10 protein-coding genes are annotated in these 13,495 nt (G+C 49.0%); 1 reads left to right on the top strand and 9 read right to left on the bottom strand.

Annotated features, from left to right (window positions below; genetic code table 11):
- Window positions 1-7: 7 nt before the first annotated feature.
- Together MKX50_RS05420 and MKX50_RS05415 are read right to left on the bottom strand one after the other, a co-directional pair.
- Window positions 8-1,348: a copper amine oxidase N-terminal domain-containing protein gene (locus MKX50_RS05420; protein WP_339158655.1), complete on the bottom strand. Its 1,341-nt coding sequence runs from the start codon at window positions 1,346-1,348 to the stop codon at window positions 8-10.
- Window positions 1,349-2,294: 946 nt separating this feature from the next.
- On the bottom strand, window positions 2,295-3,638 hold the full coding sequence (locus tag MKX50_RS05415) for an MATE family efflux transporter (protein WP_339158654.1): 1,344 nt from the start codon (window positions 3,636-3,638) through the stop codon (window positions 2,295-2,297).
- A gap of 401 nt (window positions 3,639-4,039) precedes the next feature.
- On the opposite strand from MKX50_RS05415, the gene MKX50_RS05410 reads away from it, so the two are divergent.
- Window positions 4,040-4,816, top strand: a complete 777-nt coding sequence (locus tag MKX50_RS05410; RefSeq protein WP_280530425.1) for a DeoR/GlpR family DNA-binding transcription regulator — start codon at window positions 4,040-4,042, stop codon at window positions 4,814-4,816.
- A gap of 873 nt (window positions 4,817-5,689) precedes the next feature.
- On the opposite strand, the gene MKX50_RS05405 is transcribed toward MKX50_RS05410, so the two are convergent.
- From MKX50_RS05405 to MKX50_RS05375, 7 genes are all read right to left on the bottom strand, one after another.
- Complete coding sequence (locus MKX50_RS05405; RefSeq protein WP_213592905.1) at window positions 5,690-7,072, bottom strand: sugar ABC transporter substrate-binding protein; 1,383 nt, start codon at window positions 7,070-7,072, stop codon at window positions 5,690-5,692.
- An 84-nt stretch (window positions 7,073-7,156) separates the two neighbouring features.
- Window positions 7,157-7,984, bottom strand: coding sequence for a BtpA/SgcQ family protein (locus MKX50_RS05400; RefSeq protein WP_213592907.1), 828 nt, complete (start codon window positions 7,982-7,984; stop codon window positions 7,157-7,159).
- A 42-nt stretch (window positions 7,985-8,026) separates the two neighbouring features.
- Window positions 8,027-8,812 carry a TatD family hydrolase gene (locus MKX50_RS05395; RefSeq protein WP_155609779.1) on the bottom strand — a complete coding sequence of 262 codons (786 nt, stop codon included), beginning with the start codon at window positions 8,810-8,812 and terminating at the stop codon, window positions 8,027-8,029.
- A gap of 55 nt (window positions 8,813-8,867) precedes the next feature.
- Window positions 8,868-9,806, bottom strand: coding sequence for a PfkB family carbohydrate kinase (locus MKX50_RS05390; RefSeq protein ID WP_339158652.1), 939 nt, complete (start codon window positions 9,804-9,806; stop codon window positions 8,868-8,870).
- On the bottom strand, window positions 9,803-10,663 hold the full coding sequence (locus tag MKX50_RS05385) for a carbohydrate ABC transporter permease (RefSeq protein WP_213592911.1): 861 nt from the start codon (window positions 10,661-10,663) through the stop codon (window positions 9,803-9,805). The genes MKX50_RS05390 and MKX50_RS05385 overlap by 4 nt, the downstream gene beginning before the upstream one ends.
- A 10-nt stretch (window positions 10,664-10,673) precedes the next feature.
- The gene (locus tag MKX50_RS05380) at window positions 10,674-11,567 is read right to left on the bottom strand and encodes a sugar ABC transporter permease (RefSeq protein ID WP_339158651.1); all 894 of its coding nucleotides are present in this window, start codon (window positions 11,565-11,567) and stop codon (window positions 10,674-10,676) included.
- Window positions 11,568-12,017: 450 nt separating this feature from the next.
- Window positions 12,018-13,370: an MATE family efflux transporter gene (locus MKX50_RS05375; RefSeq protein ID WP_244996655.1), complete on the bottom strand. Its 1,353-nt coding sequence runs from the start codon at window positions 13,368-13,370 to the stop codon at window positions 12,018-12,020.
- Between the last annotated feature and the right edge of the window lie 125 nt (window positions 13,371-13,495).

Genomic DNA, 13,495 nt, shown 5'->3' with positions numbered 1-13,495 from the left:
TACTATTTTAGCTTGAAGTAACACTGCCCGTTACCGGTTCCTCTGTCTCTGACGGGAGGATATCGCCGGATTCCTCAGGGGTCGTTGTAATGTATACGGTCAGCGTCGCACTGTCCCACTTTACCGTGGCACCCAGCGATTCGCCGATGAAGCGGATTGGCACCATCGTGTGAGAACCGACAAGCTGCCCCGGCGCATCCAGGTTGATGACCTGTCCATTCTTCTTTGCGGCCTTGCTGCCCAAAGTCAGCTCAATGCTCGTATCGCCTTTGGTTGCGGCTACCGACTGCGTTTTGGCATCCCACTTCAAGGTAGCGCCCAGACGCTCGAAAATGGCTCTCATGGGCACGAGCGTACTGCCGTTTTTCATGACTGGCGGCTGTTCAAACACCATGATTTCACCATCGATGATCACTCTGATTTTATCGAAGCTGATTTGCAGCTTGTCCGGTGTAATGCCTTTTCCGAAGTTACGCTCCCGGATAGACGAAATTTGCGATAGACTCGCAGCCCGCTGCAGCTGCAATTTCTCTACGCTGTTGTTACGAAGTGCGATAATGGACGATTCCGTTTCGGCTTTCAGCCGGTTCATATCGTTCACTGCTTCATCCCGGGCAGCCTGTAGATCCTTTCTCGCATTGGCAAAAATCGTGGCCATTTGCTCCTTCGCTGTGGTCAGACTCATGCCGCCCTGCGCATACCTCCACATCGTACTGGAGGAATAGGACGGATTGCTCTCATTATCCAGCCTCCACATCAGGCTGCTGCTATAGTTCGGATTCATCGTATTGGCATATTTCCACATGATGCTTGAGGAATAGGACGGATTAACATTATTGCTGTATTTCCACATCAGACTGCTGGAATAGTTAGGGTTAATCTCATTATTGAATTTCCAATGGATGCTTGAGGAATAGCTCTTAGCGCTTTCCTTGCTGTACTTCCATAACGGGCCGGAGGAATAATTCGGATTAATCGCCCGGTCATATTCCTGCAATTTGCTTCGATAGCTCGATTGTTTGCCGTAAGCCGCCTGCAGCTGTTTATAATCCTCTCTGAGCAGCTCCGTCAAATAAGCCAGATCCTCGTCCAGCAGCTTCTCCAGTGTTGCCTGATCCTCTCTGGACTTCTGCAGAAATTGCTCGTAATCTCCCCGAATCCGTTTCAAATCCGAGTCATACTGACCCCGGAATTCGTCGCGGATGGCTTGATACTGCTGCGCCATTTCTTGAATGAACGCATCGTCCGCCTTCGCGGCCTGCGCGTTGCCGCCAGTAGCGCCAAACAATCCCCCAAGCATCGCCAGGACAGCGACAAGTATGTAATATTTGCGTTGAAAAACCTTCATGCACCCTTCTCCTTTGCTATTGATCTTGTCGGTTACAAGGGGTTCGCCATTGCCGCTGAAAAACCTCTAACTTTGTCGAAAATCAGAACTTTAAGACTGTACGCCAGCTTTAATCAAAACTTTTGTCCAGGGAATTAATTCCTATAGCCGTTGAGCCCGCCAATTACTAAAGTCATAACATGGAAAGCTAAAAACTAGGAATAGTTCTCCGTGAATTTAGATTTATTGTTAAACACTTTTTACCGTAAAAGCAGGCGAAAATTCTAACGGTTGTGAGCGACGCTATTTGGGCAAAAATAGGGTTTATCTAAATGTAATGGTTGCCAGCGGGCCTATTTCCCGTTTCTTTCGTAGGCAGAGGGGCTGTTTCGTCCAAATAAGCGCGCATACAACCGTTAGAGAAGAAACCTCCGCTTTTGGGGACGATTAGGCGCTGTGACAACCGTTAGCGCAGCATTGTTCCAAACAGGTCGCTCATTCGAGACTAATATGTTGATCAAGCACCGCTTTCTAGGTTGGGGGTGAAAATGAGTTCTAAGCATCCGGTTACACTTCCGGGTTCCGGGGTGGTACACTTCCGGCGACTAATGCCAGCCACTAAGCTAAGTGTTCCATACCGCTTATGTTCTCGGAGTCCTGTGCGATGGTGGGATGTTATCCGGGAACGGGGGGGCAATCATCGGCCGTATTCCCGAACGCTTGAATGCCGGGTTTCTCGTCGCACGAAAAATACATGTCACACAACGGCTTTAACTCAACGTTCTCCAACACGTATTTAATCTGTTGATAGACACAACGGACTTCTGCCGTGTTGCATCAAAATCAGGAACAGGTATGGTTTCTAATACTATGCATATCCTCCTGCTCAAAGATCCCACTAGATTTAGTTGCTGTGTGCATTACGGTGTCTTGCTCAGAATCCTCGAATATACAAAACTTGCTGAACTTAACCATCAGACTCTGCAAACAGCTCCTTCTTCCGCCAGCGGCCAAACCGGTAATACACATAGGAGAACGCGCTGCTAATGACGAAGCTTACGGCAATGCCCGCTGCTATCCCCTTCTCGCCGAGCAGCCCCGCAAACCAGTAAGTCAACGGATACCGCAAAATCCAGAAGGAAATGATGTTCAGCACGAGCACCTGCATCATCGCTCCTGAAGCGCGAACCACCCCATTAAATATGAAGTTCAGGCCTAGAAAAGGATAGAAGAAAGCAATCATCTGCACGTAGGAGGCCCCAAACGCGACAGCCTCCCGCTCAGAGATAAACATCGCTATGCCCGGTTCCGCCAGGAAATAAATGATCAGCGAGATCAGCAGCATGATCGCCAAATTAAGCCAAGTAGCGTAATTAGCGATTTGGCGCACACGCCGCCACTGTCCGGCTGCGATATTTTGCCCCGCCATGCTCGTCACCGCGACGCCAAGCGCTTGGGCCGGAAGCATAATCAGGCTGTCCAGACGCTGGGCCGCGCCAAACCCGGCCACCGTATTGTTTCCGAAGGAAGCTACTACGCTCATGATCGCTGCCGAACCGGCAGAAATAACCATCATTTGCAGACCAGAAGGGATGCCTTGCTTTAATATCAGCCAGACTTCCGCTTTCCTCGGCCACTTCGGCATAGAGAACGGGATATGTTTGCGGCGAATGCTGAGCACTAGCCCGTAGAAGAATGCAGCTCCCTGAGCAGCAACTGTCGCATAAGCCGCCCCTTCGATCCCGCCGTGAAACACGGCGATGAACAACGGATCGAGCACCGCATTCAGGACGACCGCAATCGCAACGAACCGCAGCGGCGTCTTGCTATTGCCAAGTGCCCGATAGACTGTACTGATAAAGTTATAGCCGAATAGGAAGAGAATGCCCAGAAAATTAATTCGCAAGTAACTTGCAGCCAGCGAAATCATTTCATCAGGCGTGCCCAGCAGAAGCAGAACTTCTTCGGCCAACACATAGCCGGCAATGCCAAGCACAATCGCCATCAAACCTAAAATGACGGAAAATGCATTCACATAGCTTTTTAAAAGCTGCTCATCCTGTCTGCCCTTGATTTGCGACAATATGGTAAGCGCCGCATTATTGACACCTATAATGAAAGATAAGATCGTAAACAGCACCGTGCTGGAGATTGCCACCGCGCCAAGCGCATTCGTACCCAGTAAATTGCCGACCCATAAGCTGTCGATGAATTGGTAAGACACCTGCAGCAAATTCGTGAGCAGCAGCGGTGCCGAAAATGCAACGAGCTGCTTCCCGATATTGCCTTTCGTGAAATCATGCTGCTTCATATTGGTCCCCCCTCCTCCACCCTATATCATATCAGATCGCCGGGGCATTACCCCTTCAGACCATGAAACGAATTGGATTGTTCTAACCGGAATTCACAAGTTTCCGAATAAAAAAGCGGCTGGGAGCATCCCAGCCGCTTTGCATCGTCATTTTGTCGTAATCGCCTATTGATATAAGACTATGTTCATCTATCATAATATGATCCTGATGTTCAATTCACCAAAAAACGAACAGCCTTGCTCCTATGGTATCAATTCCTTGCCTCCACATGTGCTAGAGACAAAAAACAAGTGTTAGTAGCTGTTTGTTTTTGTTTATTAATTTTCTAATATGTGTTATATTTAGAGTGTTTAGAAACAATATATCCCATTATATATAGAAGAAACGTGAGCGTGTTAATATGCTGAGAGAAGAACGATTAAGAGAAATTGAGGATATGCTGAAAAGCAATGGAATGGTCGAGGTCGCCAAGCTTTCCCGGCTGTTCAATGTCACTGAAATGACGATTCGCCGCGATCTGGATGACCTGGTGCAGCGAAAAATCGCCGTTCGTTCCCATGGTGGGGCCATGCTTCCCCCGGACAACGTGTTATCGGAACGTTCCTATGAAATGCGAATCATGGTGAATCGGGAGGAGAAGGAGGCTATCGCCAGAGAGGCACTGGCATTAATCAACGAAGGAGATCGCGTCTTTTTTGACTCCAGCACCACGGTTTACTGTCTGGCCCAGCTGATCTCCAATACGCAAAATTTACTGGTCGTTACCGATACCCTCTCCACCGCCAATGAACTGATGTCCCGATCCCGGGTTAAGGTTATTTGTCTTGGCGGCGAGCTGCAGAAGGAGACCGGCTCATGTGCCGGGCCGTTTGCGGAGCAGATGATCGAGTGCATGAACTTCAATACCGCTTTTATCGGGCTGCCGCGAATTTCCATGAACGGGGTTCTGTCCACATCCAGCATTAGCGGGCTTAGGATCAAGCAGGCGGCCATCCAGCGCTCCAAGAAGGTCGTCATCCTGATTGACAGCAGCAAGCTCGGTGACCCTGAGTTTTTGGAGGTCGGTCACTTGTCCGAGGTAGACACGGTAATTACCGATTCCAACATCGATCCAAGCTTCGTCACCTACTGCAAGAGCATCAACGTGAACGTGATCATTGCTAAGGTTAACGGGTAAAGAACCAGACTGTTAGGCTGACTTTACTTAGAGAGATGGGATGAGATGAGATTTGATAAGATAGAATGAGGCTAGATTAGATTAGATTAAATTAGATGTGGCGAGGAGTTGTCCATCAGCCAAGCTTACGGCTTGTAAAGAGTTTGAGAATTAGGGGGTTCGTTGGGGAAATGTCTTTCATTTCCTCTTTGGCCCCTCTTTTTTTGTTCTGTCTCCTTCTCCCCAATTGCTCAAGACTCCTCCTTTATCGTGTTCAGCTCCTACAAACCTTATCCTTGCGTTAGTACCCCCAGGCATGGCATGGAGGGCCATTGTCTGTTAAAGCGAAATGTATTTTATACAGCTAGTTAAGTTGTTTTATAAAAAAAACATGCGCTAAATGCAATTCATGCAGCTAGTTTGCCTGAATGGAACGAATTCGTCGAAAAAGCTTTAAACTAAATGCAGGTTTTGCAGTTAGTTCCCTCTAACACGGCCAAAACCGCAGAACTAACTGCATGAATTACATCTAGTTACCTGATCCTGACCATCTTAGGTACAATCATAAATCCTTAGTTAATTTATTGGAGGGAAAAAGGCTCCAGTTCAAGTAAGGGAGCGTGAGGATAATGCAGCATTCCAGCCGTAGAAACACAATTCATAGTGAATTCATGCAAAAAGTGCACCACTTTCCCTCGCTGTGCCCGCATTGGCTCCTTCACCCGGAATATTCCTGTATTTGCACTTCAATAGATTATTGGATAGGCTCTTCTGTAGAAAAGCATGTATTATATTGAAGGTATTATGACACCAACCAGTGATCAGCAAAAAAATAGCAGCCAGAGATCTTAATCTCCGGCTGCTATCTTCTACTTGTTGTCTAATCCTTTAAAGCTAAAGTGATCTTCGAATCTGGTCAGCGGCATCTTTCAAAGCATTCTCCACCGTCTCCTGTCCGTAATAAGCCTTCTGCACGGCTTCGGCCCAAATATCCAGGAATCGGGTAATTTCAGGATGCGCCGGCAGACGGAGTCCGGCTACTTTGGACATCTCCTGCACCACGGACAGGTATTGTCCTTCCTTCTCGCCCCAGCTCTGCACCATGGCCGCCACCTTAGGATCTTCCCATGCCGAGGCGCGTACCGGATTCATGTTGCCCGAAAGATGCGTCTTGATCATAACCTCTCGGGAGGTCGTCCATTGCAGGAACTTCCATGCAGCATCCTTATGCTTGGAAGCTGAGTTCATCCCCATCGACCATACCCAGATAGAAGCGCTGCGCGAACCGTCCGGACCTTCCGGTGTCAATGCATAGCCCACATCGTCGGAAACCTGCGATTGGTCTTTGTTCTCGTAAGTAGAGGCAAAACCGTCGGCCTCATTCAACGAGAACAAATATTGACCCGAAGCGAAGCCCTGCAGCGCTTCATACCAGGTGAACAAGCCGGCGCCTTCCGGAGAGCCTTGCTTGATCATATCGACGAACAGCTTCGTAGCTTCAATACTTTCAGGCGAATCAATAGCCACCTCACCGTTGTCGTCGATCAGATGCACGCCATAGGTTTGCAGCATCGTGCCCAGCGTCAAGTACGTCAGATCCCAATACTTATCGAACCGGGTGACGATCGGATAAATTTTCTGGCCATTCTCATCCGTCATATTGAGTTTGGAAAGCTCCGTCACCATTTTGCCGAGATCCTCGTAAGTTTTCGGTACTTCCAGATTATATTTCTTCAGGATGCTGGGACGGTAAGCCAGGTTATAGCTTTCATAGTTGATCGGCAGCGCGTACAGCTTGCCTTCTCCTACGCCTTTGAGGGGTTCTCCCGTCCAGCGGCCCGAATTGACGATCCCCGGCACAAAATCGTTGAAATCCCAGGAATCCGGCGTCTTGGACTTATCTGCAATATAGTCGTCCAAAGGCTCGACCCACCCGCCGGAAACATACTGCCAGTTGTTGATCGGCGAAGTCATAAAGACATCATAGATTCCAGTATTGGAAGAGAGATCTGCCAGCAATTTTTCAAAAGCCGGGCCTTCCGCCAGCACCTCATACTTCACCTTAATCCCCGTTTCCTTCTCAAATTCAGGAATGAGCGGTTTAAGTGCATCTACAAAAGTATGGGAGACGAGAAGCAAGTTAATTTCCTCCCCCTGAGTTGTTCCTCCTCCATTTCCCCCACTGGACGCCTGATTGCCCGGAGCTTTCTGTCCGCACCCTACAAGGGAAGATAATATGAGTATTGCAATAGCTAGAAGACTAATCTGCTTTTTCATTTTTGCTACACCTCTTTCCACAATTGGTTCACAGCCTGCATTCTATATTCGTAAAATCCAGTACTTCTGGTTCCCCCGCAAAAATCAGTCCTGCAGCGTTTCACGAAGCTCGCGAACGCGATCCATAAACTCCTTCAGCTTGACAACGTTCGTCTTGCCACTCATTAAATTCGGATCCTTGACGGATACGCCGAGAATCGCACCGTCGGCCACCTTCAGCAGCTCCTGGCAGTTGCCTGCGTCTATGCCGCTGCCCACAAGCACCGGCAATTCCGAGCCTTTCTTCACGGCAAGCACTTCTTCGACCTTCGTCGGGTCGCCGGTGCGGAAGCCGGTAGCGATCAAGGAGGATGCGCCGAAGAACGCCGCGTCGCGGGCAAGCTCTTCAATTGGCCGATCCGCCACGATGGCATGGCTGCCATGCTTGACGTGAACGTCCGCAAACACGTGAATTTCCTCGGCTTCCAGCATCGATCTATAGCGCAGCGCTACGCCTGAAGCCCCTTCAACAAAGCCTTCGTTGGCGATATAAGCGTTCGCCCACTGGTTGACCCGGACGAACTGTCCGCCAAAAGCCTTCGTAGCCGCTATGGATTGAATCGCCGCATTGGCCACGATATTTACGCCCATCGGCAGATTCGTCTCTCTGCGGATCCGCTCGCCGATAATGGCGATGCAGGCTGCCGTCTCCGGACCCATATATTCCGACTTAACGAAAGGAATATCGCCGGCGTTCTCGATCATCAGTCCATCGACGCCCCCCTCAATGAGCCGCATCGCCTCCTCTACGCAATAATCGTAAATATCCGGCAGATTGTATTTTTTGAACTCCGGAGAGCCTGGAAGCGGGAGCGAGTGCACCATGCCGATAATCGGTTTTTTTACGGGAAAGAGTTCTTGAAGTATGTTCATTGTCAGTTCTCCATTCTGCCTGTCTCGGCTTTTTATTGTGTGTTATTCCTTGATTCCCCAGATGCGCATCGCATTTGTACGGAACACCTGCTCCAGCTGCTGCTCGGTGAGACCGATTTCTCGCAGCTTGAGCTGTTCTACAGCGGCCGACTGGTAAGGAGCATCCGAGCCGTACATTAATTTCTCGCTGGATACTTGCTCGATGAAGATTTTAATATCAAATGGAAAGGCCTGTGACATGTCCACATAGATATTCGGGTAATCCTGGGCCGCGATAATCGCCTCCCATAAATACAAATGCATTCCGGCGTGGGCGAGCACAACGTTGACCTTCGGATAATTTTTGGCGGCAATGGCCTGCAGCGAAGGGAGATCTCTCGGCGCATCGCCGGAGTGGAACAGTACCGTCAACCCGTACTCCTCCGCCTTTTCCATCAAAGGCCCCATCACCTTCATATCGTTTGGCCGATAGAAATCATATCCGGCAACGAGCTTAAGACCTTTACAGTTCCATTCCTTCACATACTTGTCGATCAGCGCACAGGTATGCTCCTTGCCGAACGTCGGGTTAATGCGGGCTACGCCGACCAGGCGATCCGGATATTTCTTGACGGCCTCCCCGACCTGCATATTCGCTTTGTCATAGTCCACATCCCAAGGGGGAGACATGATCCGATCGTGTGGAAAAAGAACGCCATGCGAAGCGTTTTGCTCATCCAAATACCGAATAACTGTATCTGGCTGCCCCGTAATCATGTACGGCGTACATACGGAGCTTGCCACTTTCGCATCAGTACCATAATGCATGTGAGCGTCGATTACTTTCATCTAGCACCCTCCTCTATGTGATTGGTTTTTAGCGGAATGAACCGCGTGATTAGCGCTATAATTCATCCCCGAAATATTCACGGTAACGGACCCTCATTCTCCCCCAGTCGGGTACATTGCTCTGACAGCCCCAAGCCTCAATGATGAAGCTCGACACCGTTGCTCCGACCTGGGCGGCAATCCGGGGCTTGCAGCCCTTGATCAGCGCCGCGATCGCTCCTCCGGCAAAAGAATCGCCCGCACCTGTCGTGTCTACGACATGTTCTCTCCACACAACTGGCACGATTTCCGTCTTGTCCGCTCTGATCACCTTGCAGCCGCGCATCCCCATCGTCATAAAGATCAGCTCCAGACCGTATTTTTCAAAAAGAGTAAGTTCATTTCCGCCAATTTTGGCGATCAGCCTGCCATATTCGCTTTCGTTGATGAACATGACATCCGTCAGGGAGAGAAAGTCGTCCAGCAAATTCCCGGCGGTCTCGACCATGCCGTTGACATAGGTGCGGGCACCCGCCGCCCGTGCCTCACGCAGCGCGTCCAGCGTATAAGAAGAGAACTTCTCGCTGACTACGACATGCTCCGCCTTCGCAGCCAAGCCGTCCGGAATCCGTTCCTCCTCCTGATGCTCGGCAGCGCCCAGATAAGAGAAGCAGAAGCCTTTGCCCTGATCGTCAAAGTACAAATAGTTGTGTCCGCTGGGCAAGTCCGGCTTAACCGTTAGTCCGCTCAGATCGACACCACCCTGCTCAAGATGAGCCCGATAACCAAAAGTGTCGAAATCATGACCTACGATTGTAGCCAGGGAGGTCGCTGTCCCTAAAGCTGCAGCCACATACGCGAGATTAATGCTGCAATCGCCGAAGTACACCTGGCTAATTCCGCTTCCGCTTGTCTCGATGGTGATCGTCTCACCTTCCTGAGGATAATGGCTCATCTTGAACAGATGATCGAAGGGAGCCCAGCTGCCAACCGACAATAATTGAAATTTCTTCATTTGACCGCCCCCATCGTCAATCCTTTTACAAGGAATCGTTGTGCAAATATTGCGATGATGATGCCCGGTATAGAGGAGATTACCGCCGAGGCTGCCATTTCCCCCCATTTAATCTGGTCGAAGGTCATCGCCTGCAAAATCCCCATCGTGACCGGCATCGTAGCGCCCCCGGACATGACCAGGCCAAATAGCAGGTTGTTCCAACTGAAGACAAAGGAGATAATCATAGCGCTTCCAATTCCGGATTTCACAATCGGCAGCATGATACGGAAGAAGATCACCCAATGATTGGCGCCATCCATGCTAGCGGCCTCCTCCATTTCCTTTGGCACCTCCCGGAAAAAGCCCCGCATGATCCAGATGATAAGCGGCAGCGTTATAAGCTGATGCACGAGAATCATTCCAGGAAACGTATCGTAGAAGCCAATTTTCTTGTAAATCGAGTAAAGGGGTAAAATAACTACAAGCTCCGGCGCGAAGCGATAGCTCATGAAATTTCCAGCGATCCGGTCATTGGCCTTCGAGTTCTCCCGGCCCAGCACGTAGGCCGCCGGCAGGCCAAGCACTAGGCCCAGCGCGACTGCGCTGAACGTTGTAATGCTGGAGTTGATCACGTAGCGAAGAAATTCAGGGATACCCTGCAGATCGCTAAAACTGCCGCCGTTAAACAGGATTTGCTTATAATTGTCAAAGGTCGGAGTAAATAAAAATCTCGGCGGATAGGCTATAATGTCCTTAAAGTTCTTGAGAGACATCGTTAATATCCAGTAGAGCGGGAACAAGATGACGAATAGCAAAGCCAAGTACGCAGCATAACGCAAAGCCGTCTTGAGTAATTTATTGGGGGTATTGTTCACAGCGCGCCTCCTATTCGATTCCGCTCTTATTCCATTCACGCATCAAGAACGTACTGGCGATGTAAGCGAGAATCCAAAGTGTAAATAATATGCTCATGGCTTTGCCTATGCTGGACCAGCGGAATGCCTCTTCATAGGCCATAATATTCAGCGTCCGGCTGGCATTTAGCGGACCGCCGCGGGTCGTGGAATAAATCAATTCAAACGCTTTTAGGGAATCGCAAACACGGAAGAGCAAAACGAGAAGAATGCTGGATTTCAGCCATCGGAGCTTGATGGCGAAGAAAGTACGAATCGGGCTGGCCCCGTCGACCTGGGCCGCTTCGAGAATGTCCTGCGGAAGAGACTGCAGGCCGGACAACAGGATGATTGTTATAAACGGCAGGTATACCCAGGTATCGATCACGACAAGCGAGAACAAGGCGGTGTCCACGCTAGTCAGCCAGGGAAACGGACCTATGCCTAACTTCGACAGCAGGTAATTCAGAACCCCGGAGTTGGGCTGCATCATCGTCTTCCACATCAAGCTTGATACAATCGGCGGGATCAATAGAGGAAACACCAGCACCGAACGCATGAACCCTCTAATTCTAGAGGGGATATCCAACAGCAGAGCAGCTAGTATTGCTAAAGGGAGCTGCATGAGTATCGCCATAATGACGTAGGCGAGCGTGTTGCCAAGGCTCGTTAGGAAAACAGGATCTTTAAAGTTGTTAATATAATTGCTCAGGAAAATAAAATTAAAGTTTCCCGTATAAAGCTTCTTGTCTGTGAGTGAGGTCGCCACGCCAATCAGGAACGGGATCATGATCCCGATAAGCACGAGCACTGCCGGCATCAACATTAATCTTTTGATGAACTTCTCATTGTCCACAAAATGATGCAGCGGATTCGGGGTTTTCACGAGCTGTCATATCCTCCTTTTAGTCGTTTAAGTTCATTTTTGTTCTATATGTTAACTTTTAGATTAACATCATACCGTAACAACCACCCGAAAACAGTATATTTCTCAGCACGAGTTCACATAATGTTCAAATTCCGTCAGAATTTCTGTGTGTTTTTTCGTATTCAACTTTGGAAAGCGTATTCATTTGTATGTTTTGATTATACTTCTATTTCGAATCATGTCAATATGCTTTTTATTATTAGAACATAAAAATAAATAATCGAACATATAGAGGTTGGGGATCACAGTAAAAACTTTGAATTCGTGCATATTACTTGATCTTTTTTCTAACCTTCCCCACAACAAAAAAGGCATCAGGATTTCCTGATGCCTTTTTCAACCAAACATTACCAATCATATAATTACATTTACTATCAATTTCTTACATTGAAGCATTGTTGTGCTGCATTAAATCAATTTGTGCGCATACCACTTCTCTCCCCTGAACCGCCAAGCAAAGACGAATCCGCGAATTCCCCATTCGGCCACCATCGCCACCCATACGCCCATAATGCCGAAACCGAGCGTAATGCCAAGAATATAACCTAGGATGACGCGGAACAGCCACATGGATAGCAGAGACGAGACCGAGGTAAAATTGGAATCTCCTGCAGCACGCAAGGCGGCCGGCAGAACGAAGCTTAGCGACCATAAAAACGGCTGCGCGACAGCGATCAACAGAATCAACCCGAAAATCGTTGGGATGATTTCCGCTGGCGGTGAGAACATCTGCACTATGAGCGGGAATAACGGCAGCAATATGAGCGAAGCTAATACGAACAGCACCGTAGATAATCCCAGGAACGATTTAATGAATTTTCGCGCATCCTCGATATTCCGCTGGCCGATGCATTGGCCGACAACGGTAACGATTGCGATGCTCAGCGCGCTGCCGCCGATTTGAAAGACGAGCGATATCGACCCGCTAATGGCATTTGCCGTCATCGCCAGGGTCCCCAGCTGTACGATAAAAGTCTGCGTCAACAGCTTGCCGCCATTAAAGAACATCTGCTCGGCCGCAAATGGAAGACCGATGAACATGATCTTCTTCTGAATCGAGAAGTCCAGCTTCAGCGTATTTTTCAATTGCACACGCAGGGTCTGATTATATTTTAACAAGTAAACCAACGAACTGATCATGCCCAGAATCCGGGCGAGCAGTAAAGATATAATAAGGCCGATCACGCCTAAATCCAGAATCGTAATCAATAGCACGTTTAAGCAAAGGAAAGTGATATTCATGATCAAAGACAGGCTCAAGCTGGCTTTCGTCTCCGCCACGCCTCTGAGCACGCCGTTAACCGCCTGGAATATCGCGATGAACGGATAGGATATACAGCTGCCGATAAGATACAATCTGGCGTTCTGGAAGACGTCGGCATCCGCCTTGCCAAACAGCAGATTCAGCGTTGGCGTATGAAAGGCAATAATCAGGACACTGAGCAGCACAGAGATGACCGCCACGGCGGACAAGGCCTGCGTAGCCGCTTTGGACACCATTTGCTGGTTCCCGCTGCCTTTATACTGCGCGACGATGACCGTACCTCCAGTGGCTACAGCTACGAACACATTGATCAAGAAGATGTTGAGCGAGTCCACCATACTTACCGCACTGACGGCAGCTACTCCAGACGAGCTGATCATAGCTGTATTCAGCAGGCTCATCAAAACTATAAAGCCCTGATCAACAAAAATAGGAATAATTATCGCGATGATTTGCTTATAATCCATTGATGTTCCGGTAAAAAAACGATTCAACATGGAAACAGCGCCATGTTGTATTCTCGGCCTTATACGATTCACCTGTGTCATCACTTCTTTGGCTGGATTGTGCAGCTTCCTCTATCGAAAATTAGCGCTGCTTCACACTATTATAGCACTCTTCT

This window comes from Paenibacillus sp. FSL W8-0186 (assembly GCF_037969765.1).
Classification (GTDB): domain Bacteria; phylum Bacillota; class Bacilli; order Paenibacillales; family Paenibacillaceae; genus Fontibacillus; species Fontibacillus woosongensis.
This window is presented reverse-complemented; position numbering and strand designations above follow the sequence as displayed.